General features: G+C 64.5%; 21 protein-coding genes. 14 read left to right on the top strand and 7 right to left on the bottom strand.

Annotation, left to right across the window (positions count from 1 at the left end):
• Positions 1 to 33: 33 nt before the first annotated feature.
• From J2X15_RS13750 to J2X15_RS13720, 7 genes are all read left to right on the top strand, one after another.
• Complete coding sequence (locus J2X15_RS13750; RefSeq protein ID WP_310343788.1) at positions 34 to 900, top strand: branched-chain amino acid ABC transporter permease; 867 nt, start codon at positions 34 to 36, stop codon at positions 898 to 900.
• Positions 901 to 905: 5 nt separating this feature from the next.
• Complete coding sequence (locus J2X15_RS13745) at positions 906 to 1,913, top strand: branched-chain amino acid ABC transporter permease (protein WP_310343787.1); 1,008 nt, start codon at positions 906 to 908, stop codon at positions 1,911 to 1,913.
• On the top strand, positions 1,910 to 2,620 hold the full coding sequence (locus tag J2X15_RS13740) for an ABC transporter ATP-binding protein (RefSeq protein ID WP_310343785.1): 711 nt from the start codon (positions 1,910 to 1,912) through the stop codon (positions 2,618 to 2,620). The genes J2X15_RS13745 and J2X15_RS13740 overlap by 4 nt, the downstream gene beginning before the upstream one ends.
• Positions 2,621 to 2,622: 2 nt before the next feature.
• The gene (locus J2X15_RS13735) at positions 2,623 to 3,327 is read left to right on the top strand and encodes an ABC transporter ATP-binding protein (RefSeq protein WP_310343784.1); all 705 of its coding nucleotides are present in this window, start codon (positions 2,623 to 2,625) and stop codon (positions 3,325 to 3,327) included.
• 28 nt (positions 3,328 to 3,355) lie between these two features.
• A complete protein-coding gene (locus tag J2X15_RS13730) occupies positions 3,356 to 4,123 on the top strand; it encodes a putative hydro-lyase (RefSeq protein WP_310343782.1) in 768 nt (255 codons plus the stop codon).
• Positions 4,124 to 4,184: 61 nt separating this feature from the next.
• A complete protein-coding gene (locus J2X15_RS13725) occupies positions 4,185 to 5,171 on the top strand; it encodes a TRAP transporter substrate-binding protein (RefSeq protein WP_310343781.1) in 987 nt (328 codons plus the stop codon).
• Between the two features lie 17 nt (positions 5,172 to 5,188).
• Positions 5,189 to 8,791 carry a hydantoinase B/oxoprolinase family protein gene (locus J2X15_RS13720; RefSeq protein WP_310343780.1) on the top strand — a complete coding sequence of 1,201 codons (3,603 nt, stop codon included), beginning with the start codon at positions 5,189 to 5,191 and terminating at the stop codon, positions 8,789 to 8,791.
• Between the two features lie 67 nt (positions 8,792 to 8,858).
• On the opposite strand, the gene J2X15_RS13715 is transcribed toward J2X15_RS13720, so the two are convergent.
• On the bottom strand, positions 8,859 to 9,281 hold the full coding sequence (locus J2X15_RS13715) for a hotdog fold thioesterase (protein ID WP_310343778.1): 423 nt from the start codon (positions 9,279 to 9,281) through the stop codon (positions 8,859 to 8,861).
• A 193-nt stretch (positions 9,282 to 9,474) separates the two neighbouring features.
• Between J2X15_RS13715 and J2X15_RS13710 the strand changes: the two genes are divergently transcribed.
• Together J2X15_RS13710 and J2X15_RS13705 are read left to right on the top strand one after the other, a co-directional pair.
• Positions 9,475 to 10,059 (top strand): outer membrane protein, encoded by a 585-nt coding sequence (locus J2X15_RS13710; protein ID WP_310343777.1) that lies wholly within the window; start codon positions 9,475 to 9,477, stop codon positions 10,057 to 10,059.
• A gap of 72 nt (positions 10,060 to 10,131) precedes the next feature.
• On the top strand, positions 10,132 to 10,380 hold the full coding sequence (locus J2X15_RS13705; protein WP_310343775.1) for a DUF3297 family protein: 249 nt from the start codon (positions 10,132 to 10,134) through the stop codon (positions 10,378 to 10,380).
• 24 nt (positions 10,381 to 10,404) lie between these two features.
• Here the strand turns inward: J2X15_RS13705 and J2X15_RS13700 are convergent, their stop codons facing one another.
• The 6 genes from J2X15_RS13700 to J2X15_RS13675 form a co-directional block, all read right to left on the bottom strand.
• Positions 10,405 to 11,508, bottom strand: coding sequence for an ABC transporter substrate-binding protein (locus J2X15_RS13700; RefSeq protein WP_310343773.1), 1,104 nt, complete (start codon positions 11,506 to 11,508; stop codon positions 10,405 to 10,407).
• A complete protein-coding gene (locus J2X15_RS13695) occupies positions 11,505 to 12,503 on the bottom strand; it encodes an SRPBCC family protein (protein WP_310343771.1) in 999 nt (332 codons plus the stop codon). Before J2X15_RS13695 ends, J2X15_RS13700 begins: the two co-directional genes overlap by 4 nt.
• A 14-nt stretch (positions 12,504 to 12,517) precedes the next feature.
• The gene (locus J2X15_RS13690) at positions 12,518 to 13,801 is read right to left on the bottom strand and encodes a TRAP transporter large permease (protein ID WP_310343770.1); all 1,284 of its coding nucleotides are present in this window, start codon (positions 13,799 to 13,801) and stop codon (positions 12,518 to 12,520) included.
• The gene (locus J2X15_RS13685; protein WP_310343769.1) at positions 13,798 to 14,433 is read right to left on the bottom strand and encodes a TRAP transporter small permease; all 636 of its coding nucleotides are present in this window, start codon (positions 14,431 to 14,433) and stop codon (positions 13,798 to 13,800) included. Before J2X15_RS13685 ends, J2X15_RS13690 begins: the two co-directional genes overlap by 4 nt.
• 8 nt (positions 14,434 to 14,441) lie before the next feature.
• Positions 14,442 to 15,437 (bottom strand): TRAP transporter substrate-binding protein, encoded by a 996-nt coding sequence (locus tag J2X15_RS13680; protein ID WP_310343767.1) that lies wholly within the window; start codon positions 15,435 to 15,437, stop codon positions 14,442 to 14,444.
• A 103-nt stretch (positions 15,438 to 15,540) separates the two neighbouring features.
• A complete protein-coding gene (locus J2X15_RS13675) occupies positions 15,541 to 16,569 on the bottom strand; it encodes a DctP family TRAP transporter solute-binding subunit (RefSeq protein WP_310343765.1) in 1,029 nt (342 codons plus the stop codon).
• Between the two features lie 37 nt (positions 16,570 to 16,606).
• On the opposite strand from J2X15_RS13675, the gene J2X15_RS13670 reads away from it, so the two are divergent.
• From J2X15_RS13670 to J2X15_RS13650, 5 genes are all read left to right on the top strand, one after another.
• Positions 16,607 to 18,559 carry a two-component system sensor histidine kinase NtrB gene (locus tag J2X15_RS13670; RefSeq protein WP_310343763.1) on the top strand — a complete coding sequence of 651 codons (1,953 nt, stop codon included), beginning with the start codon at positions 16,607 to 16,609 and terminating at the stop codon, positions 18,557 to 18,559.
• A complete protein-coding gene (locus J2X15_RS13665; protein ID WP_310343761.1) occupies positions 18,556 to 19,191 on the top strand; it encodes a response regulator transcription factor in 636 nt (211 codons plus the stop codon). Before J2X15_RS13670 ends, J2X15_RS13665 begins: the two co-directional genes overlap by 4 nt.
• Before the next feature lie 162 nt (positions 19,192 to 19,353).
• On the top strand, positions 19,354 to 20,181 hold the full coding sequence (locus J2X15_RS13660) for an ABC transporter ATP-binding protein (protein WP_310343759.1): 828 nt from the start codon (positions 19,354 to 19,356) through the stop codon (positions 20,179 to 20,181).
• Entirely contained in the window at positions 20,168 to 21,061 is an 894-nt protein-coding gene (locus J2X15_RS13655) for an ABC transporter permease (RefSeq protein WP_310343758.1), read from the top strand. The genes J2X15_RS13660 and J2X15_RS13655 overlap by 14 nt, the downstream gene beginning before the upstream one ends.
• Positions 21,058 to 21,912, top strand: coding sequence for an ABC transporter permease (locus J2X15_RS13650; protein WP_310343756.1), 855 nt, complete (start codon positions 21,058 to 21,060; stop codon positions 21,910 to 21,912). The genes J2X15_RS13655 and J2X15_RS13650 overlap by 4 nt, the downstream gene beginning before the upstream one ends.
• Positions 21,913 to 21,931: the final 19 nt, after the last annotated feature.

Genomic DNA, 21,931 nt, shown 5'->3' with positions numbered 1-21,931 from the left:
TCCCAGGCCTTCGCCCTGATTTGAAAGAGAAAAATGACCACGGACATTCTGTTGCAGACGCTGGCCTCGGGCATCCTGATTGGGCTGATCTACGCCCTGGTGGCGATCGGTCTGACCATGATCTTTGGCGTCATGGACATCGTGAACTTTGCGCACGGCGAGTTCCTTATGCTGGGCATGTACTCGGCCTTCTGGATGTTCTCGCTCTATGCGCTGGACCCCCTGCTCACGCTGCCCTTGACGGTGCTCATGCTGTTTGCCTTTGGGGTGTTGCTCTACAAGCTGGTGATCGTGCGCATCGTCAATGCGCCCATGCTGTCGCAGATCTTCACCACCTTCGGCATCATGATCTTGTTGCGTGGCGTGGCCCAGTTTCTCTGGAAGCCGGATTTTCGCTCCATTGAAAACTCGTCGGTCAGCGGCTCGGTCAAGTTGGTGGGCATTCAGCTCGGTACACCGCAGCTTGTGGCCGGTCTGGGCGCCATCGTGGTCACGGGGCTGGTCTATTTCTTTTTGAACCGCACCCGCCTGGGCGCTGCACTGGAAGCCACCGCCTCTGACAAGGAAGCCGCACGCCTCATGGGCATTGACTCGCACAAGATGTTCTCGCTGGCCTGGGGCATTGGCGCAGCCTGTGCCGGTGCCGCAGGTGGCTTGCTGGCGACCTTCTTCCCCATCTTTCCCGACGTGGGGGCCAGCTTCATTCTGCTGGCCTTTGTGGTGGTGAACCTGGGCGGCTTTGGCAGTGTCACGGGGGCCTTCTGGGCGGGCATTCTGGTGGGCGTGATCGAGGTCATGGGCGGCTTGCTGCTCGGACCGCAGTACAAGACCGCCATCGTGCTGGTGCTGTTCCTGGGTGTACTGATGTTCCGCCCGCAGGGCCTTATGGGCAAGGCATGAAACACATGAAACCTCTTCTCTTTCTTCTGCCCGCCATTGCGGCGGTGCTGGTGGTGCCCGCGGTGGTGGATGCTTCGCACCTCAACACCGTGATCCTGGTGCTCATGGCCGCCCAGCTGGGCGTGTCGTGGAACCTGGTGGGCGGTTACGCGGGCCAAGTGTCGCTGGGCCACGCTGCGTTCTACGGGCTGGGTGCCTACACCTCCACCGTGCTGCTGATCAACTTCGGCCTCAACCCCTGGCTGGGTGTGCTGGCCGGTGGTGTGGTGGCGGTGCTGTTGAGCCTGGCGTTTGGCTGGTCGTGCTTTCGGCTCAAGGGCCACTACTTCGCCATGGCCACGATTGCCGTGGCCGAGCTGGTGCAGATCTTCTTTACGGAATGGGAATACGGCGGTGCCGCCGTGGGCCTGTACGTGCCCATGGACAAGCAGGGCTGGCTGTGGATGAACTTTGCCACCAAGCTGCCCTACTACTGGCTGGCCCTGGGCCTGCTGCTGCTCACGCTGGCCGCCAACTGGTGGATCGAGCGCAGCTACCTGGGCTACTACTTCCGCGCCATCAAGGACGAGCCCGATGCGGCCCGCAGCATCGGCATCAACATCGCCCGCTACAAGCAGGTGGCCTTGTCGGTTAGTGCCTTCTTTACCGCACTCGGTGGCAGCCTGTATGCGCAGAAAGAGCTCTACATCGATCCCAACTCGGTGCTGTCCACGGCCCTGTCGGTGAAGATGGCGCTGGTGGCGATTCTGGGGGGCGTGGGCACCTTGTTCGGCCCCGTGGTGGGCGCGGTCATTCTCACCAGCATCGAGGAGTTCTCGCGCATCCTGTTCGGCGGCAGCGGTCGCGGCACTGACGTCATCATCTACGCCAGCCTGATCATCGGTGTGGCGGTGTTCTACCCCACGGGCATTCTGGGCTGGTGGACTGCGCGCAAGGAACGCCGCGCCGCCCGCGCCGATGCATCTCGCCAGATGGCAGCACATGCGGCCTCTGCCAGCAAGGAGGCTGCATGAGCCTGCTCCAAGTCAACCAAGTCAGCAAACGCTTTGGCGGCCTGACCGCCAACCAGGATGTCTCGTTCAGTGTGGACGCGGGCACCGTGGTCGGCCTGATTGGCCCCAACGGTGCGGGCAAGACCACCATGTTCAACTGCGTGGCGGGCTATTACGTGCCCAGCGCCGGCAGCATCACACTGGATGGCCGCAGCATCGGTGGCCTGCCGCCCGAAGCCTGTGCCCGTGCCGGCGTGGGCCGCACCTTCCAGGTGGCTCGTACCTTCACCAGCATGACGGCCTGCGAGAACGTCATGGCCGCGGCCATGCTGCTGCAGCACAACGTGGCCAAGGCGCGCAAGGCGGCCATGGAATGGCTGGCCTTTGCCAACCTGCAGCGCTTTGCGGACAAGCCCGCCGCCAGCATGACCATCAGCGAACAGCGCCGCCTGGCCGTGGCCCGCGCGCTCGCCATCGAGCCCAAGATTTTGCTGATGGACGAGGTGATGGCCGGGTTGAACCCCTCCGAAGTGCGCGAGGCGGTGGACGTGGTGCTGAAGATCCGCGACCGCGGCATCGCCTGCCTCATCGTCGAACATGTGCTCGAAGGCATCATGCCGATTGCCGACAAGATTGTGGTGTTGGACCGCGGCATGAAGATCGCCGAAGGCACGCCCCAGCAGGTGTCGAACGACCCTGCGGTGCTCACCGCCTACCTGGGAGACTGATGATGCTGGAAATCACCAACCTCAAAGTCTGTTACGACGACGTGCTGGCCATCTCCGATGTCAGCCTGAAAGTCGAGCCCGGCAAGATCGTGGCCATGGTCGGCGGCAATGGCAATGGCAAGTCCACCACGCTGCGTGCGGTGGCGGGCCTGAATGCCGCGGCCGCGGGCAGCATCAGCTTCAACGGCCAGGCCATCCACCGCATGCCGGCCCACCAGCGCGTGCCACTGGGCCTGTCGCTGGTGCCCGAGGGGCGCCGCCTGTTTCCCGGGCTCACGGTGTTGCGCAACCTGGAGCTGGGCGCCTACACGCGCCAGGACAAGCACGAGGTGCAAAACAGCACCGAGGAAATGCTGGCGCTGTTCCCCATCCTCAAGGAGCGCGCCACGCAGCTGGCCGGCACCATGAGCGGTGGCGAGCAGCAGATGCTGGCGATTGCGCGCGGCCTGATGGCGCGGCCCAAGCTGCTGATGCTGGATGAGCCGTCCTGGGGCATTGCGCCCAAGTTTGTGACCAAGGTGCTGGACGTGATCCAGCAGGTCAACGCCACCGGCGTGTCCATCCTGTTGGTAGAGCAAAACCTGCAGAAGGCCCTGGGCATTGCCCACTACGGCTACGTGATCCAGACCGGGCGCATCGTGATGCAGGGCACCGGCCAGGACCTGCTGAATGACGAGCGCGTCAAGAAGGCCTACCTCGGCCTCTGAAGTCCCACTTATGACGAATGGAGTTTTGATGACCACCCCCTTCACCACCCCGTCCGACGTGCGGCAGGCGAGCCGCAGCGGCAGCTTTGTGCAGCCCACCGCGGGTTGCGCGCCCGGCTTCATCCAGGCCAACATGATGATCGTGCCGCAGGCGCAGGCGTTTGACTTTTTGCTGTTTTGCCAGCGCAACCCCAAGTCCTGCCCGCTGGTGGAAGTGCTGGCCCCGGGCCAGCAGGAACCCGCCTGTGCACCCGGAGCCAACATCGCCACCGATTTGCCGGGCTACCGTGTGTACCGCGATGGCGTATTCGCAGAGGAACGCAGCGACATTGCAGCGCTGTGGCAAGACGACTTCGTGACCTTTCTGATCGGCTGCAGTTTTTCGTTCGAGTCGGCCGTCATGCAGGCCGGCATCCCGCTGCGCCATGTGGACCAGGGGCGCAATGTGGCCATGTACCGCACCAACCTGCCGTGTACCCCGGCGGGCATCTTCCAGGGCCCCACGGTGGTCAGCATGCGGCCCATCAAGAGCCGCGATGTGGCCAAGGTGGTGGAGGTGTCGGGCCGCTTTCCGCTGGCCCATGGCACGCCGCTGCATGTGGGCAATCCGCAGGCGCTGGGCATCCAGGACCTGGCGCACCCCGACTATGGCGATGCGGTGGACATCCTGCCCGACGAGGTGCCTGTGTTCTGGGCCTGCGGGGTCACGCCCCAAGCCGTGGCCCAGGCCAGTGGTCTGCCGCTGTGCATCACCCATGCGCCGGGCAAGATGTTCATCACGGATATCCAGGGCTGAGCGTGTAAGCGCGCACAGCCGCTGGCCGGTGGGCCAGCCCCCTTAACCCCCGGAGTTCGCCATGAAACACCTTTGGAAAACTGCACTCTGTGCAGTGATGGTCTCGCACGTCCCTGCGCTGCAGGCGCAGGCTTCCGCACCCGCGGTGTGGAAGCTGGCGTCGGGCTACCGCACCGAGTCCTTCCAGACCGAAAACCTGCTGCAGTTCGCCCGCGATGTGGAGGCCGCCACGCGCCAGCAATTGCGGGTGGAGGTGTCGCCCAACGGCAGCCTGTTCAAGTTGCCGGAGATCCGCCAGGCCGTGGAAGACGGCAAGGTCGAGGCGGGCGAAGCCATCATGACCGGCATGGTGCAGGCCCTGCCGCTGGCCGGGGCCGATGCCATTCCCTTTGTGGTGGGGTCGTACCAGGACGCCATGCGCCTGTGGCAGCTGCAGCGCCCGGTGCTGGAGCGTCAGCTGGCCCAGCGCGGCCTGCGGATTCTGTACGCCGTGCCCTGGCCGCCGCAGGGCCTGTACGCCACGCGTCCCATCAAGACCGCGGGCGACTTCAAGGGCCTGCGCATGCGCACCTACAACCAGACCACCGTGCGCATTGCCGAGATGTTGGGTGCCAGCCCGGTGGACCTGCCCATGGCCGACGTAGGCCCGGCCATCCAGGACGGCCGGGTGGACACCATGATCACCTCGGCGGTGACCGGCGTGGAGAACCAGGTCTGGGGGCCTATCAAGTACTACTACGACATCCGCGCCTGGTTCCCCAAGAACCTGGTGTTTGCCAACGCCAGGAGTTTTGACGCGCTGGCCCCTGCTGTGCAGGTGCAGGTGCTCAAAGCCGCCACCGCGGCCGAGCAACGCGGCTGGGCCAGCAGCGAGGCCGAGGCCCGCAAGGCCGTGCAGACCCTGCAAAGCCACGGCATCAAGCTGGACCGCCTGCCCAGTGAGCTGGAGTACGAGCTCCAGCGCATGGGCGAACGCTTTTCCCGGGAATGGGTGCGCACCGTGGGCCACGAGGCCAGTGCCATCTTCGTTCCCTATTACTTTCACTAAACCACAGCCGTACGACTATGCACTACCAAAACCCCACCGTGGACACCAAACGCTGGCAATTCTGGATCGACCGGGGCGGTACCTTTACCGACATCGTGGCCAAGCGCCCCGACGGCTCGCTGACCACCCACAAGCTGCTCAGCGAAAACCCCGAGCAGTACAAGGACGCTGCGGTAGCCGGCATCCGCCATCTGCTGGGCCTGCAGCCGGGCGAGCCGGTCACGCCGGCGCTGGTCGAGTGCGTGAAGATGGGCACCACCGTGGCCACCAATGCGCTGCTGGAGCGCCAGGGCGAGCCCACGCTGCTGGTCACCACCCGCGGCTTTCGCGATGCGCTGCGCGTCGCCTACCAAAACCGCCCACGCCTGTTCGACCGCCACATCGTGCTGCCCGAGTTGCTGTACAGCGCGGTGGTGGAGGCGCAAGAGCGCATGGGTGCGCAGGGTGAATTGGTCCAGGTACTGGATGAGGCGCTACTAAAACAGGAGCTGCTCGCGCACTACCAACGGGGGCTGCGCAGTGTTGCGATCGTATTCATGCACGGCTACCGGTTCACCGCGCACGAGCAGGCCGCCAAGCGTTTGGCAGCCGAGGTGGGCTTTACGCAGATCAGCACCTCGCACGAAACCAGCCCGATGATGAAGTTTGTGAGCCGGGGTGACACGACGGTGGTGGACGCCTATCTCTCGCCCATCCTGCGCCGCTATGTGGAGCAGGTGGCGCACGAGATGCCGGGCGTGAAGCTGTTCTTCATGCAGTCCTCGGGCGGGCTGACCGATGCCAATGTGTTCCAGGGCAAGGATGCGATCCTGAGCGGCCCGGCCGGCGGCATTGTGGGCATGGCGCGCACCGCGGCCATTGCCGGGCATGAGAAGGTGATTGGCTTCGACATGGGCGGCACCAGCACCGACGTGAGCCACTACGCCGGCGCCTTCGAGCGTGAGTTCGAGACCCAGGTGGCCGGTGTGCGCATGCGCGCGCCCATGATGAGCATCCACACCGTGGCGGCCGGCGGCGGCTCGCTGCTGAAGTTCGACGGCGAGCGCTTCCGCGTGGGCCCGCAAAGCGCGGGCGCCAACCCCGGCCCGGCCAGCTACCGGCGCGGCGGCACGCTGGCTGTGACGGATGCGAACGTGATGCTGGGCAAGGTGCAGCCGCGTTACTTCCCCAAGGTGTTTGGCCCCAATGCCAATGAGCCCTTGAGCCTGGAGGCGGTGCAGGCCCAGTTTGCCGTGCTGGCCGACCAGACTGGCCGACAGCCTGAGGAGGTGGCCGAGGGTTTCATTGACATCGCCGTGCAGCAGATGGCCAACGCCATCAAGAAGATCTCGGTGGCGCGCGGCTACGACGTGACGCGCTACACCCTGCAGTGCTTTGGCGGCGCCGGTGGCCAGCATGCATGTCTGGTGGCCGACGCGTTGGGCATGACCCAGGTGTTTGTACACCCGCTTGCCGGCGTGCTCAGCGCCTACGGCATGGGTCTGGCGGACCAGAACGTGATCCGCGAGCAGGCGGTGGAGCTGGCGCTGGACGAATCGAACCTGCTCAGCATCACCGCCCGGCTGGAAGTGCTGGCTGGCGCGGCCGAGGCCGAGTTGCAGCGCCAGCAGGTCAGCGCTGGCGCCATCCGCACCCAGCGCCGCGTGCATGTGCGCTACGACGGCAGCGACACCGCCCTGGTGGTGGCCTTTGGCACGGTGGCGCAGATCCAGACGGGCTTTGAAGAAGCCTATCGCCAGCGCTTCGCCTTTTTGATGCAGGGCAAGTCGCTGGTGGTGGAAGCCGTGTCGGTGGAATCCGTGGTGGCTGGCGATGCGCCCGCCGAACCGCGCCACACCCTGCAGGCAAGCCGCCCTGTGCCCAGCCGCGAGACCGTGCGCATGTACTCGGGCGGCCAGTGGCACGACGCGCTGCTGGTGGTGCGCGAGGACCTGCGCCCGGGCGACCAGATCCCCGGCCCGGCCATCATTGCCGAGAAAAACGCCACCACCGTGGTGGAGCCCGGCTGGACCGCCCGTGTGACGGCATTTGACCACCTGGCCCTCGAGCGCATTGCGCAGCGTGCTATCAAATTCGCAGCAGGAACCACGGTGGACCCGGTGCTGCTGGAGGTGTTCAACAACCTGTTCATGAACATCGCCGAGCAGATGGGCCTGCAGCTGCAGAACACCGCCTACTCGGTCAACATCAAGGAGCGGCTGGACTTCAGCTGCGCGCTGTTCGATGCCGATGGCAACCTGATCGCCAACGCACCGCACATGCCGGTGCACTTAGGGTCAATGGGCGAGAGCATCAAGACCGTGATGCGCGAGAACGCCGGCACTATGCGGCCCGGCGATGTGTATGCGCTCAACGACCCCTACCACGGCGGCACGCACCTGCCCGACGTGACGGTCATCACCCCGGTGTACCTGGATGGCGAGGTGGCCTTTTACGTCGGTAGCCGCGGCCACCATGCCGACATCGGCGGCACCACGCCGGGCTCCATGCCCCCGTTCTCCACCCGCATCGAGGAAGAGGGCGTGCAGATCAACAATTTCAAGCTGGTCGACGGCGGTGTGCTGCGCGAGGCCGAAATGGTGGCACTGCTGCAAAGCGGTGAATTCCCATCGCGCAATCCGGCGCAGAACCTGGCCGATATGCGGGCCCAGATTGCCGCCAACGAGAAGGGCGTGCAGGAGTTGCGCCGCATGGTCGAACAATACAGCCTGCCGGTGGTGCAGGCCTATATGCGCCATGTGCAGGACAACGCCGAAGAATCGGTGCGCCGCGTGATCTCGCGCCTGAAAGACGGCCAGTTCACCCTGCCGCTGGACAATGGCGCGCAGATCCAGGTGGCAATTCGTGTGGACGCGGCCAGCCGCAGTGCCGAGGTGGACTTCACCGGTACCAGCCCGCAGCAAATCAATAACTTCAATGCGCCCACGGCGGTGTGCATGGCGGCGGTGCTGTATGTGTTCCGCACCCTGGTGGACGATGACATTCCGCTCAACGCGGGCTGCCTCAAGCCCATCCGCGTCATCATCCCAGCGGGCTCCATGCTCAACCCCAACCCGCCGGCCTCGGTGGTGGCGGGCAATGTGGAGACTTCCACCTGCGTGACGAACGCACTGTTTGGTGCCCTGGGCGTGCTGGCCGGTGGCCAGTGCACCATGAACAACTTCACCTTTGGCAATGCGCAGCACCAGTACTACGAAACCATCAGCGGCGGCAGCGGAGCGGGCGAGGGCTTTGATGGAACCTCGGTCGTCCAGACCCACATGACCAACTCGCGCCTGACCGACCCCGAGGTGTTCGAGTTCCGCTTCCCGGTGCGGCTGGAGAGCTTTGAGATTCAGCCGGGCTCGGGCGGTGCGGGCCGCTGGCAGGGGGGTAATGGTGGGGTACGCCGGGTGCGGTTTTTGGAGCCCATGACGGCCAGCATCCTGAGCAACGGTCGGGTTCACGGTGCCTTCGGCATGGCCGGTGGCCGGCCGGGGCAGGTGGGGCTGAACCGCGTGGTGCGTGCCGACGGCCAGACCGAAGACCTGGGCCACATTGGCCAGGCCGAGATGGCGCCGGGCGACGTGTTCGAGATCCATACACCGGGTGGTGGGGGCTTTGGTGTCCCGCAGGACTGAGGCGATATGCTACGTATTTGATAGCTGCTCGCGCAATGTTGACGGGGGCTAGAGCCTTGTTTTGTCTCTAGCGCGGCGCCAGAATTGCCATGGTGATGCGCGACACGCAGCTCAGCTCGCCCGCGTCGTTGCGCATGTCGATCTGCCAGACGTGGGTGGTGCGGCCTATGTGCACCGGCCGCGCCACACCAGTGACCCAGCCGCTCTTCACGCCCTTGAGGTGGTTAGCGTTGATGTCCAGGCCTACCGCGTTATGGTCCGGCGGCGCGGCGAGGTTGGCACCACACGAGCCCAGCGTTTCCGCCAACACCACCGACACGCCGCCGTGCAGCAGGCCAAGCGGCTGGTGCGTACGCGAGTCTACCGGCACCCTCGCCACCAAAAAATCATCGCCCACCTCCAGAAACTCAATGCCTAGATGGGGCACGGCCGTGTTCTCGCTGATGCGGGTCAGGATCTCGATAGAAGCCGGTTTTTGCCAAATGCGCATGGGAGTGTTCGCCTGAAGGTGGATATGGCTTCACTATAAACACGGCCGCGCAGCGGCGCTGTCATCCCCGCGGCAGGGCGCTTTACAAACGGTTGCAAGCTGATTTCTCACGTTTACGCACTTTTGCCAGCCCGCCACGCTGGCTTTACAGCCCCTCGCCACCATGAAGGCTCATTCACTTTGAGACCTTCTCATGAAAAAACTCTTCCTGGCTACGTTCGTTCTGGGCTCCATCGCGGCTTCCTCTGCCTTTGCCGCAGGCCCCACCGATTTGTCGGGCTTCAGCGTCGGCACCACGGCCGAGTTCTCCCGGGGTGCGTCCAACGCCACCGACGGCACGTCCGACACGGGGCAGAGCACCGCCCTGGGTCTGCAAGCCCGCTATGACTGGTCGCTGGCCCCCAACTTTGCGCTGGGGTTGGGTGCGTCGTACAGCTCGGGCAACCACCAGGCCGGTACCTACGCCAGTGGCGCCGCGGCGACCATCAACAACCGCTACTCGCTGGACATCATTCCCACTGTGGCCCTGGCCAACAACTTCCAGCTCTACGGCAAGCTGTCGTCCATCTACGGTGCTGCCTCGTCCGATGACGGTGCCAACACCGCCAATGTACAAGGCGTGGGCTACGGCGTAGGCGTGCGCCAGATGCTGGACAAAAACATGTACTGGCAAGCCGGCTACGACCTGAACCAATTCAGGGACGTGAGCTTCTCCACAGGCACGACCAGCAGCCTGAAGGAAAACGTGCTGTCCATCGGCATTGGCTACAAGTTCTGACGCTAACCGCGCCTTGCGCGGCCCCGGGGGTGGAAATTGGTATAGATTCTCGGTTTCCCGAAAAAGCTTGCTATGACCGAACCCACCCTCCGCCCCGACCTGCCCGACCACCTGTCCATCGACCCGCGCAGCCCGCACCATGTGGCTGCCGTGTTTGAGCACGACATTGGCATCCGCTTCAACGACAAGGAGCGCATGGATGTGGAGGAATACTGCATCAGCGAAGGCTGGGTCAAGGTGCCCGCAGGCAAAACTGTGGACCGCAAGGGCAAGCCCCTGCTGATCAAGATCAAGGGCAAGGTCGAGGCGTTTTACCGCTAAGCAGCGCGTTGCCGCCAGCCTCACTCAGCGCCGGAACTTGCCCGATGCCGAGATGATGGACAGGTCGGCAAAGTCCAACCCGGTGTGATCGGTGGGGCTGAAGCTCAGCGTTAGCCCGCCCAGGTCAAACTTGCTCAAGGATTCGAGTGCGGCCTGCAGCTTTTCGCGCGTGGGCTTGGGGCCGGCGCGGCGCAGGGCCTCCACCAGCACCTTGGCCGATGCAAAGCCCTCCAGCATGGCGGGGCTCACCTCGAGAATGTCATGGGCCTTGGCCAGTTGGGCAGCCTCTTGCACCAGCGCGTAGTTCAGCGATTGCGGCAGCACCTGGCTCACGATCACGCCGCGCGCGTTGTCCCCCAACAGCTTGACGAAGCCGCTGGAGGCGTTGTTCGACAGGGTCACAAACTGCGCGCCGCTGCCCGCGTCTTTCAGGGCCCTGATGCCGTCCACCACCGCGGTGCCTGAGCCAATCACCATGATGGCCTGCGGCGCCAGCTTGGCCATGGCGGGCGCAATCTGCGTAAAGTCGGGTTTGCTGCGGTCGAACTTGGCCACTGCGGCGGACGTGAGCTTGGCCGCGGCCAGGCCCTTCTGTGCACCCTCCAGCCCATCAGCGCCAAAGCTGTCATCCACGTGCACCACGGCAATGCGCGTCACGCCCACGGCGGCCAGGTGGGCAATGGCCCGCTCGGCCTCGCGCTGGTAGGTGGCACGCACGTTGAACACATGTTTTTTCAAGGGCGTGTGCAACACCATGGCGCCAGTAGATGGCGCCAGCAGCGGCACGCCGTGTTCGTCCAGGATGGGGATGATGCCTTCGGTGTGCGGCGTGCCGCGCGTCATGAACAGCGCCAACACCTGGCGCTGTTCAATCAGCTCGCGCGCATTGGCCGCGGTCAGCTTGGGGTCGAACTTGTCGTCCAGCGTGATGAGCTCGATCTTCTCGCCCCCCACACCGCCCTTGGCGTTGATGGCGTCCAGGTAGAGCTGCGCGCCGAAGTTGGACTCCTTCACCGTGGCGGCCACCGCACCGGTGACTCCCACGGTCTGGCCAATGCGGATTTGCGCTTGCGCGCTGCAGGCTGTGGCCAGCAGGCTAGCCATCACCAGGTGTTGGAGGCGGTTCATAGGGCAGTCCTTTGCAGGGGGATGTACAGCCCCGTCAGGCCGGCGCCGGCGTGCTGGCGGTGGGTGTAGCGCTCAAACGGCGTCAGGCGCTGGTCGGGTTGCAGCTTGTCCAGCGAGAGGCTTTGCATGGCCCGGTACCAGGCCACTTCCAGTGCGGAGTGCGTGCCCTGCAGCTCCACCGCATACGCCTGGTGCGCTGGCATTTCGCGCACCGGCATCTGGTCAAAACCCGGTGCATTGACGGGAATGCCGATATGGCAGACCGTGCGCCGGAGCTTCACATTCGTCTGCACATAGACGGCCACGGGAGGGCCGGTGGGTGCAATGCCGTGCTGCGCCAGCTGCCCCTGCAACCGTGCGATGGTCTGCTCGCGTGCCTCTGGCAGCCCGTCAATGGGGCCGCGGTAGGTCTCGTACACGTAGCGACAAGCGGGAACCTCTTGCACGCCCACGCAGGTGATGTCATAACGCGCCGCGGTGGCGGGCTCCAACTGGCTGGCCATGCGGTCCAGCCCGGCCCGGCATTCGAGTGCCATGGCGCCGCGCAGCGTGGGGGCAAAGGCGCGCATGGAGAACGCCACCCGCCCGCGCAGGGTCCACGTCACTTCGGTCTGCGCGCCCACCGAGGCAAAAGACCAGAGGCTGCGTGCCCGGATGGCAAAGGGCGACTTCAGGCGCATCTGCTGTTCCACGGTGCGGTAGGGCGCCAGGTGGCGCTGTTCCACTTGACCACTGCCGCCGCGCTCGCTGTCCCAGCTGAAGCCGCCCCCCACCGCATCGGGCTGCCCAGACAGCACCAGGGTTTCGCCTGGGCTGTGTGCCAGCCAGGGGCTCCAGTGGGCCCACTGGCGGCAGTCGGCCACCATGGCGTACACCCTGTCGATGGGGGCATCGATCAAGCGGGTCTGGGTTACGTTCAGGCGACCGCTGTAGCGGGCCATATAGACCAGCACCGCAACCACACAAAACGCAGCGACGAAGAGGAGAGTGGACATGGCAGCGCCCTATGCTAAAGCATGCCCATGGCTTTGGGAACCACCAGCGTTAGCCACGGCCAGTACGTGACGATGACCAGGAATACCACCATGGTGCCCAGCCACGGCATCACGGCCTTGGTGAGTTCGGTGATGCCCAGCCGCGAGATGCCGGACGCCACATACAGGTTCAGCCCCACCGGTGGGTGGCACAGCCCGACTTCCATGTTCACATCGATCAGGATGCCGAAATGCACCGGGTTGATACCCAGCTGCATGGCGGCCGGGAAAAAGATGGGCGCCATGATCAGGATGATGGAAGACGGCTCCATGAAGTTGCCGGCGGCCAGCAGCACCAAGTTCACCACGAACAGGAAACCGTGCTGTCCCAGGTCCATGCCCAGCATCCAGTCGGCCACGCGCTGCGGCAGGTTTTCGTTGGTCAGGACAAACGAGAACAGCACGGCGTTGGTGATGATGTACAGCAGCATCGCAGACATATTGGCAGACTCGCGCAGCACCTTGGGCACGTCCTTGAATCCCATGTCGCGGTACACGAACACAGACACAAAGAACGAATACACCGCAGCCATGGCGGCCGCCTCCGTGGCCGTGAAGATGCCAGAGTAAATGCCACCCACAATGATCACCACCAGCATCAGGCCCCAGGCACTTTTGCGGAACGCCATGAGGCGCTCACCCCAACCCGCACGGGGCAGACGGGGGTAGCCGTTCTTCTTGGCGATGTACCAGGTCACCGCGCCCAGCATCAGTGTGAGCAGCGTGCCAGGCAGTAGTCCGGCCACAAACAGTGCACCAATGGAGGTGTTGGTGGAGATGGCGTAGATCACCTTGGGGATGGAGGGCAGCATCAGGATGCCCAGCGAACCCGCGGTGATGATCACGCCGGCACCAAAGCGCATGGGGTAGCCGTGCGCCACCATGGCAGGCAACACGATGGAGCCAATGGCCACGACGGTGGCCACGCTGGAGCCGCAGACCAGCGCAAACATCGCGCAGGCCAGAATGGCTGCCAATGCCAAGCCACCATGGAAGTGGCCCACCAGCGAGGTGGCGAAGTTGATCATCCGCCTGGCTACACCGCCGTGGGTCAGAAAGTTGCCCGCCAGGATGAAGAAGGGAATCGCCATGATTTCCCACTTCTCCATGCCGGTGAACAGCTTGAGCGCCACCGATTCCAGGGGCACCTGCGTCATCGTCAGGATGAAGGTCAGCACCGTCAGGCCTAGCGAGACGGAGATCGGCATGCCCGTGAGCATGAGGGCAATCAAGAGCCCGAAAATAATCGCTGCGTTCATGGTTTCACCACTCCTGGGGTGTGTGCACCGGTGTGCAGGGGGGCGGCGTCTTCCACGCCGTCTACGTGTGCGTGGTCGTGGTGCGGCAGTTCACCGGTCTGGTGGAAGTTCCACGCCACCTGTAGGAACCGGAAAGACATCAACGAAGAGCCCAGCGGGATGGCGGAATACACCATCCAGGTCGGCCATTCCAGGTCGGGCGTGGTGGGACCCACGGGCAGTGCGTCGGTGGCTAAGCCCAGCCAGCTGAAGATGGCCTGGTGGGCGCCGTTGTCCCAGACAAACTGGGCGCCCAGACCTGCGATGGTGCCGGTGAACACGGCACCCGCCAGCAGGGCAAACAGCACAAACTTCTGCCGCAGCTTGGCGTCCATGCGGTTGATCACCACATCCACACCCACGTGGATGCCGGTGCGCACACCATAGGCTGCGCCAAATTTGGCCATCCACACGAACATGATGATGCAGAGCTCTTGCGCCCAGCCAAAGTGCAGGGACAGCATCCAGTCCTGCACATAGGGAATCGGCATGCCAGCCAGGTAGCGGTGGATCACCGCAAAGAAAATCAGCAGGGTGGCCCCTGCCATGAGGAAGGCGATGAGCCATTCCTCCAGGTGGTCAAGAAACTTCATGGCGCAACTCAGAGCTTGGCAGGGTCAAACGCGGTTTCTTTGTAGACCTCGTCCAGGGTGTCTTTCCCCACGCGCTCGGCCATCTTGGCGTGCACGGGTACCAAGGCTTTCTTGAACGCCATGCGCTCTTCCTTGGTGGGCACGTACACCGTGGTCTTGCCGCTCTTCTTCACGCCATCCAGCGCCAGGTCGTTCTCATCCTGCGCAATCTTGTTGGCATACACCGTGGCTTCTTTCATGGCCTGTTCCAGCGGGCCGCGCACGTCGGCTGGCAGGGCGTCCCAGAACTTCTTGTTCACGATGACCGCATAGCCCAGGTAGCCGTGGTTGGTGATGGTGAGGTGTTTTTGCACCTCGTGCATCTTTTGTGTGTAGAAGTTGGAGATGGGGTTCTCGGTGCCGTCTACCACGCCGGTCTGCAGCGCTTGGTACACCTCGGCAAACGCCATCACCTGGGGAATGGCGCCTAGCGCGCGGGTTTGCTCTTCCAGCACCTTGGACGATTGGATGCGCAGCTTCTTGCCCTTCAGGTCGGCTGGGGTCTTGATCGGCGTGTTGGCCGAGAACGACTTGAAGCCGTTGTCCCAAAACGCCAGGCCCTTGATGCCGCGAGGCTCCAGCTTGGCCATCAGGCCGGTGCCTACGGGGCCTTGGGTCACCTTGTGCAGGTCGGCCGTGTCGTCAAAGATAAAGGGGAAGTCGAAGATCTCGAATTCCTTCACACCCAGGGGGCCGAACTTGGCCAGTGAGGGAGCCAGCATCTGCACTGCACCAATCTGCAGGGCTTCGAGTTCTTCCTTGTCCTTGTACAGCGTGCTGTTGGCGTAGACCTCGACCTTCACCTTGCCCTTGGTCAGTTCCGCAGCCTTCTTGGCGAAGAACTCGGCGGCCTTGCCTTTGGGCGTGTCGGCCGCCACCACGTGGCTGAATTTGATGACGGTTTGGGCGCTGACGGCGCAGCCGGCGGCCAACAGGGCGCTGGCCAGGATGAGTTTGAGTTTCATGGTGTCTCCTTGTGGAATCAATGTCAAAAACGAACCCGGCGAAGGTTAGTCATGACGCCGCAAGGAGGTAACTGTGGCGTTCAACAGCTAGGGTTTACCCGGCCTAGGCTGGAGGCAAGGCCTCGCGCACCGCGTCCAGCCAGGGCTGGCCGATACGCCGCGCCAGGTCGGCATGCACTGGCATGACCGCGGCTTTGAATCGCAGGCGTTGCGCGGCAGTGGGCGTGTGGATGCGCACGGCGCCGGTCACATGCAGGGCGGCCAAGGCCTTGTCGTTGTGGGCATCGGCAATGTCGTTGCCAAACGCCAGGGCCTCGCGCAGGGCGTCCTGCACCAGGGTCCGGTCGGCCGCAGGCAGGCCCAGCCAGAAGCGCTGGTGCGCCACCACGGCATAGCCCAGGTAGCCATGCTCGGTCAGGCTCAGGTCGCTTTGCACGGCCTGCATGCCCTGGGTGTAGAAGTTGGAGACCGGGTTTTCGGTGCCGTCCACCACGCCGGTCTCAAGCGCCCGCCGGGTTTCACTGAACGGCAGGGTGATGGGCCAGGCGCCCAGCGCCCGCATTTGCTGTGCAATCACGCGCGACGATTGCACCCGCATGCGCAGGCCCGCAAAGTGCGCGGGCTCCAGCAGAGCATGGTTGGCACTCATGTGTTTGAAGCCGTTGTCAAAGTAGCCCAGGCCCAGCAGCCGTTGGCGGCTCAGTCCGTTCAGCAGGCGCTGGCCCACCGGTCCCTGGGTGATGTGCCGGACATCGGTCACGCTGTTGAACAGAAACGGCAGGTCAAACAGTTCGAACTCGGGGAAGCCAATGGGTCCGAACTTGGACAGCGAGGGGGCCACCATGTCGATGGCACCCAGCTGCAGCGCCTGCATCTCATCCTGGTCGCCATACAGCCGGCCCTGCGGAAAAATCTGCACCCGAATGCGCTGTGCTGTGCGCTCTTCCACCAGGGTGCGAAAACGCTCCAGTGCCATGCCCTTGGGCGTGTCTTGTGCCACCACATGCGACAGGCGGATGGTGGTGCCCGCGGCGGCCCGGCCACGCAGCGGCATGGCCGCTGCAGCCAGACTGACAGCCGTTTGCAGCCACTGGCGGCGGCGCAAATCGGCGGGCGGTAGCAGGGCAGGCATGGCCGCTATTATGCGAGTGCACCCGACCTCTCACCCCATGCCCGACCACTCACAAGACCCCACATTCGATTTCGCCCTGCTGCGAAACGAGAACCAAGGTGGTGCTGCGCGCAACCCCTGGCCGGGCCTGTGGTTGTTGGGGTTTCTGGCGCTGGTGGTGGCCTCGGTGGTGGCGCTGGTGCTGTACCTGCAGCACTTTGAAACCGAAGAAGATGCGCGCCGCCAGGCGGCCGACGCCCAGTGGTTGGAGCAGAGTGTGCAGTTTCATTTCCGTCGGCTGGAAGAAGACTTGCGCGTAGCGGCGCGGCAGTCGGTGGACGTGCAAGGCGGCCTGCTCTGGCGTGAACCTGGTGTGCTGCTGGACCAGGGCTGGGTGGGTGCCGTGCAGACGCCCTTGCCCTCGCGCTGGTTGGTCGATGAGCGTACCCATGTGCAAAACGCCCAGGCCTTGGCCACCATGCAGGCCACCACGCGCGGCCTGCGCCGCTCGGCCTATGCGGGCCCCATGCTGGAGGCCAATGGCGCGATTACGGACACCGTATGGCTGGCGGTTCCTTATTTTGAGCGCGGCCAGTTTGTTGGCAACTACGTGGCCGAACTCTCGCTGAACCAAGCCGTGCGTGCACTGGTGCCAGACTGGTTTTCCAAGGACCATACTGTGCGGCTGGTGCTGGACGAAGGGGTTCCGTCCGTGGCTTCGGCAGGGCTGCGCTCTTACCGTGCCGCCATGAATCTGGCTGGCTCCGATGTGTTTCTGGAAGTGACCCCGGTGCAGGAACAACCTGCCACGGTGCCCCGTATGTTCCTGCTGGTGGCCATGGTGTTTCTGGGGGGCATGCTGGTCAGCCTGTGGGCATTGCGCCGCGACATTGTGAAACGCCAGCAGGTGCAGGCCCACTTGCAGGCCGAAGTGGCCCTGCGCACTGCCATGGAGAACTCGGTGACCATCGGCCTGCGCGCTTGGGACCTGGGTGGCAAGGTGCTCTATGTGAATGAGGCTTTTTGTCGCATGGTGGGCTATGCGGCACAGGAGCTGGTGGGCGAGTCGGCTCCCATGCCCTACTGGCCACAGGACCACAGCCGCCTGCAGCAGGTGCATGACCACATCTTGGAGAAAGGCACACAGGGCCAGGGCATCGAAGTGCAGTTTCAGCATCGCAGCGGCCATCTGATTGATGTGCTGATTCACGAAGCGCCATTGCACGCCGCCGATGGCACGCACCTGGGGTGGATGAGTTCGGTGTTGGACATCAGCGAGCGCAAGCGCGCGCAGCGCCTGGCGGCGCAGCAGCAAGAGCGCGTGGAGGCCACGGGCCGCCTGGTGGCCGTGGGCGAAGTGGCGTCCACGCTGGCGCATGAACTCAACCAGCCGCTGGGGGCGCTGAACAGTTTTGCCACGGGCCTGTTGAACCGCCTGCACGCGGGCAGCATCAGCCCCCAGGAGACGGTGCCCGTGATCACCCGCATGGCGGGCTTGGCCGAGAAGGCAGGGCGCATCATCCAGCGCGTCAACGCGATAGCGCGGCGGCGCGAAATCTCGCTGCAACGCCTGGACCTGGTGGCGGTGCTGCAGCGCGTGGTGCCCACTGGCATCGACGCCGCAGGCCCGGTATGGATTGAGGCGGACGAGCTGCTGCTGGAGCATCTGGTCAACAACCTGGTGGGCAATGCGCAGGAGTCTGCGGCCCAGGGCAGTGGGCCCGCCCAAGTGCAGGTGCGTGTGCAGGCCGATACGGCCCGTCAGGTGGCCGTGCTCAGCGTGGCCGACTCGGGGGCGGGCGTGCACGAGGAAGACCGCGAGCACGTGTTTGAGGCCTTCTACAGCACCAAGGACGGTGGCATGGGCATGGGGCTGGCGATTTGCCGTTCCATCGTCGAGGCGCACCACGGCCAGATCGCGGTGGACCGTGATCCCGTGCTGGGCGGCGCCCGCTTCACGGTGGAGCTGCCCCTGGCGGCACAATACAGGCCCGAGGCAGACACCCTATGACCAGCGCAGCCATCCACATTGTTGACGACGACCCCGACGTGCGGGACGGTCTGGCGTGGCTGTTCGACTCGCGGGGCCACAAGGCCGCGACCTGGGACAGCGGCCCCCCGTTTCTGGAAGCCACCAAGGCCCTGCACGGCCAGTGGCCACACGCCGTCGTGCTGCTGGACATCCGCATGGCGCCCATGACCGGGCTGCAGGTGTTCGAGCAGCTCAAGGCCCAGGCCTGTCCCTGGCCGGTGTTGTTTTTGACCGGCAATGGCGATGTCGGCATGGCCGTGGCGGCCGTGAAAAACGGCGCCTGGGATTTTTTGGAAAAGCCCTTCCAGGACAACGTGCTGGTGGACCGCGTGGAGCAGGCCCTGGCCGCCGCCGCCGCCGATGGCGACGCCAACCAGGAAGCCCACCGCCTGCGCTATGCACTGGCGTCCCTCAGCCCGCGCGAACGCGAGGTGTTGGACCAGCTCATCCTGGGCCACTACAACAAGAACATCGCCGACCACCTGGGCATCACCCCGCGCACGGTGGAGTTCCACCGCGCCAACATCTTTGAGAAGATGGGCGTGAGCTCGGCCATTGAACTGGCCCACAAACTGGGCCGCCTGCAGCCCATCGTCAAACCGCAGGCCTAGCTGACGACGGCGCCTGCGGTCCCCGTACAAACCCCAGTGGTGTGACTGGCACGGAACTGGCTAGTATCGACCTATAACTTGACCAATTGGTTAGGTTGTGAGCGATGAATCGGTGGCCGTGACCTGTTTTGGTGCGGCCATGACCCAACCCACTGCGTGTCAATGAACCATTCCGAAGCACTGAACGGGCAGCTCGCCCCCCCACCCGCTGGCACGCCAGCGCGCAAAGCCGTGGAAGTGCGCAATGCCAGCGTGGTCTACCAAACGGCAGACACCCCGGTCCACGCGCTGAGCGACATCTGCTTCGATATCCATGAAGGCGAATTTGTCTCGCTGATTGGCCCCAGCGGCTGCGGCAAGACCACGCTGATGCGCGTGATTGCTGATCTGGAAAAGATCAGCGCCGGTGAAGTGCTGGTCAACGGCGTGAGTCCGCACGACGCCCGCTTGGCGCGGGCCTATGGCTATGTGTTCCAGGCGCCAGCGCTGTTCCCCTGGCGCAACGTGCTGGCCAACGTGACCTTGCCCTTGCAGATCCAGGGTAAAGGCAAGGCAGACGCCAGGCGCATCGCCATGGAGCACCTGGAGCGCGTGGGCCTCAAGGGCTTTGAGGGCAAGTACCCCTGGCAGCTCTCGGGCGGCATGCAGCAGCGCGTGTCGATTGCGCGCGCGCTGTCGTTCGAGCCCAAGATTCTGATGATGGACGAGCCCTTTGGCGCGCTGGACGAGATCACCCGCGACCGGCTCAACGAACAGCTGCAGCAGCTCTGGCAGCGCGAGCGCCGCACCGTGGTGTTTGTGACGCACAGCATTGCTGAGGCGGTCTACCTCTCCACCAAGATCGTGGTCATGTCGCCGCGCCCGGGGCGCATCGTCAAGGTGATCGACTCCACCTTGCCGAACGAGCGCCATCTGGGCCTGCGTGACACGCCGGAGTTTGTCGCGCTGGCCCATGAAGTACGCGAAGCCCTTGCCGATGGCCACCACTAAAACGTTGTCCCAACGCGCGCTGCACGACTGGCTGCCCGTCGCGGTGGTGCTGCTGGCCGTGGTGCTGGCCTGGTATGGCGCGGCCTGGGCCCTGAACGCCCCGGGCGCCATCGAGCGCGTGCTGGACGAAGAAGCCGGTTACACCCAAATGGAGCTGTTCGAGGCCACCATGACCATGGAGCGCCCGCTGATGCCCGCGCCCCACCAGGTGGCCATGGACTTCTATGAGAGCCTGACCGAGTGGCCCGTGGACTCGCCCCGCAACCTGATTTACCACGTCATCGTCACCGGCCAGTCCACGCTGCTGGGGTTTGCCATGGGCACGGCGCTGGGCCTGCTGCTGTCCGTGCTCATCGTGCATAGCCGCACGCTGGACAAGGCGCTGCTGCCCTGGATCGTGGCCTCGCAAACCGTGCCGGTGCTGGCCATTGCGCCCATCGTCTTGGTGGTGCTGGGCAGCTTGGGCTTTTCAGGCACCGCGCCTAAGGCCTTCATCGCCATGTACCTGTGTTTTTTCCCGGTCACTGTGGCCATGGTGCAGGGCCTGCGTTCGCCGCAAAAGATTGAGACGGAAATGATGCACACCTATGCCGCGTCACGCTGGCAGTCACTGTGGCTGTTGCGTTTGCCTGCGGCCTTGCCCTTCCTGTTCCCCGCGTTGCGCGTGGGCGTGGCAGCGGGCCTGGTGGGCGCCATGGTGGCGGAGTTGCCCACGGGGGCGCAGGCCGGCCTGGGTGCGCGCCTGCTCACGGGCTCGTACTACGGGCAGACCGTGCAAATTTGGTCAGCGCTGGTCATGTCGGCGCTGCTGGGCTTGGCACTCACCGGCATCGTGGCCGCTGTGGAGCGCCTGGTGCTGCGCAGCCGGGGGGGCGTATGAGCAATACCGTCTGGTTCTGGCCCGGCATGCTGCTCCTGGCGCTGGTGGCGGGCTACAGCGTCTACCGCATGGCGGCCGTCAACGGCAGCCGCTGGGTGGGCATGACCACGGCCGCGCTGTTTGGCGTGTGGGTCGTGGTGTTCTGGGAAATCCTGGTGCGCGCACTCGATGTGCCGCGCGTGCTGCTGCCCGCACCCAGCTTGGTGATTGGTTCCATTGGCGACCATGCGCCCAAGCTCTGGGGTGACTTTGTGCAGACCGTGGGCAAGGCCGTGCTGATTGGTTGGGCCCTGGGCTGCGGCCTGGGTTTTGCCGTGGCGGTGGCCATTGACCGCATGCCGTTCCTGCAACGTGGCCTGTTGCCCGTGGCCTCGCTCACCAGCGCCATTCCGTTGGTGGGCGTGGCACCCATTGCCGTCATGTGGTTTGGTTTTGAGTGGCCATCCAAAGCGGCGGTGGTGGTGCTCATGACCTTCTTCCCCATGCTGGTGTCCACGCTGGCCGGCCTGCAGGCTGCGGGCAAGCTGGAGCGCGAGCTGATGTATAGCTACGCCGCTAGCTATCCGCGCACGCTGCTGGCGCTGCGCCTGCCCGCCGCGCTGCCCTTTATCTTTGGCGCGCTCAAGGTCAACGCCACGCTGGCCCTCATTGGCGCCATCGTGGCCGAGTTTTTTGGCTCGCCCACCTCGGGTCTGGGCTTCCGTATTTCCACCGAGGCCGCGCGCATGAACATGCCGCTGGTCTGGGGCGCGATTGTGGTGGCGGCGGTGACCGGTTCGGTGGCCTATGCCTTGCTAGTACAGCTGGAGCGCCGCGCGGCGTTCTGGCATCCCTCAGTGCGCGAAGGGTGAGCCCGCGCTTGGTCTGTGT

The organism is Rhodoferax saidenbachensis, from assembly GCF_031457975.1.
GTDB lineage: Bacteria > Pseudomonadota > Gammaproteobacteria > Burkholderiales > Burkholderiaceae_C > Allorhodoferax > Allorhodoferax saidenbachensis_A.
This window is presented reverse-complemented; position numbering and strand designations above follow the sequence as displayed.

Excerpts from the sequence above, each read along its gene's own strand:
- J2X15_RS13750 (WP_310343788.1), top strand. The coding sequence starts at position 34 with ATGACCACGGACATTCTGTTGCAGACGCTGGCCTCGGGCATCCTGATT.
- J2X15_RS13745 (WP_310343787.1), top strand. The coding sequence starts at position 906 with ATGAAACCTCTTCTCTTTCTTCTGCCCGCCATTGCGGCGGTGCTGGTG.
- J2X15_RS13740 (WP_310343785.1), top strand. The coding sequence starts at position 1,910 with ATGAGCCTGCTCCAAGTCAACCAAGTCAGCAAACGCTTTGGCGGCCTG.
- J2X15_RS13735 (WP_310343784.1), top strand. The coding sequence starts at position 2,623 with ATGCTGGAAATCACCAACCTCAAAGTCTGTTACGACGACGTGCTGGCC.
- J2X15_RS13730 (WP_310343782.1), top strand. The coding sequence starts at position 3,356 with ATGACCACCCCCTTCACCACCCCGTCCGACGTGCGGCAGGCGAGCCGC.
- J2X15_RS13725 (WP_310343781.1), top strand. The coding sequence starts at position 4,185 with ATGAAACACCTTTGGAAAACTGCACTCTGTGCAGTGATGGTCTCGCAC.
- J2X15_RS13720 (WP_310343780.1), top strand. The coding sequence starts at position 5,189 with ATGCACTACCAAAACCCCACCGTGGACACCAAACGCTGGCAATTCTGG.
- J2X15_RS13715 (WP_310343778.1), bottom strand. The coding sequence starts at position 9,281 with ATGCGCATTTGGCAAAAACCGGCTTCTATCGAGATCCTGACCCGCATC.
- J2X15_RS13710 (WP_310343777.1), top strand. The coding sequence starts at position 9,475 with ATGAAAAAACTCTTCCTGGCTACGTTCGTTCTGGGCTCCATCGCGGCT.
- J2X15_RS13705 (WP_310343775.1), top strand. The coding sequence starts at position 10,132 with ATGACCGAACCCACCCTCCGCCCCGACCTGCCCGACCACCTGTCCATC.
- J2X15_RS13700 (WP_310343773.1), bottom strand. The coding sequence starts at position 11,508 with ATGAACCGCCTCCAACACCTGGTGATGGCTAGCCTGCTGGCCACAGCC.
- J2X15_RS13695 (WP_310343771.1), bottom strand. The coding sequence starts at position 12,503 with ATGTCCACTCTCCTCTTCGTCGCTGCGTTTTGTGTGGTTGCGGTGCTG.
- J2X15_RS13690 (WP_310343770.1), bottom strand. The coding sequence starts at position 13,801 with ATGAACGCAGCGATTATTTTCGGGCTCTTGATTGCCCTCATGCTCACG.
- J2X15_RS13685 (WP_310343769.1), bottom strand. The coding sequence starts at position 14,433 with ATGAAGTTTCTTGACCACCTGGAGGAATGGCTCATCGCCTTCCTCATG.
- J2X15_RS13680 (WP_310343767.1), bottom strand. The coding sequence starts at position 15,437 with ATGAAACTCAAACTCATCCTGGCCAGCGCCCTGTTGGCCGCCGGCTGC.
- J2X15_RS13675 (WP_310343765.1), bottom strand. The coding sequence starts at position 16,569 with ATGCCTGCCCTGCTACCGCCCGCCGATTTGCGCCGCCGCCAGTGGCTG.
- J2X15_RS13670 (WP_310343763.1), top strand. The coding sequence starts at position 16,607 with ATGCCCGACCACTCACAAGACCCCACATTCGATTTCGCCCTGCTGCGA.
- J2X15_RS13665 (WP_310343761.1), top strand. The coding sequence starts at position 18,556 with ATGACCAGCGCAGCCATCCACATTGTTGACGACGACCCCGACGTGCGG.
- J2X15_RS13660 (WP_310343759.1), top strand. The coding sequence starts at position 19,354 with ATGAACCATTCCGAAGCACTGAACGGGCAGCTCGCCCCCCCACCCGCT.
- J2X15_RS13655 (WP_310343758.1), top strand. The coding sequence starts at position 20,168 with ATGGCCACCACTAAAACGTTGTCCCAACGCGCGCTGCACGACTGGCTG.
- J2X15_RS13650 (WP_310343756.1), top strand. The coding sequence starts at position 21,058 with ATGAGCAATACCGTCTGGTTCTGGCCCGGCATGCTGCTCCTGGCGCTG.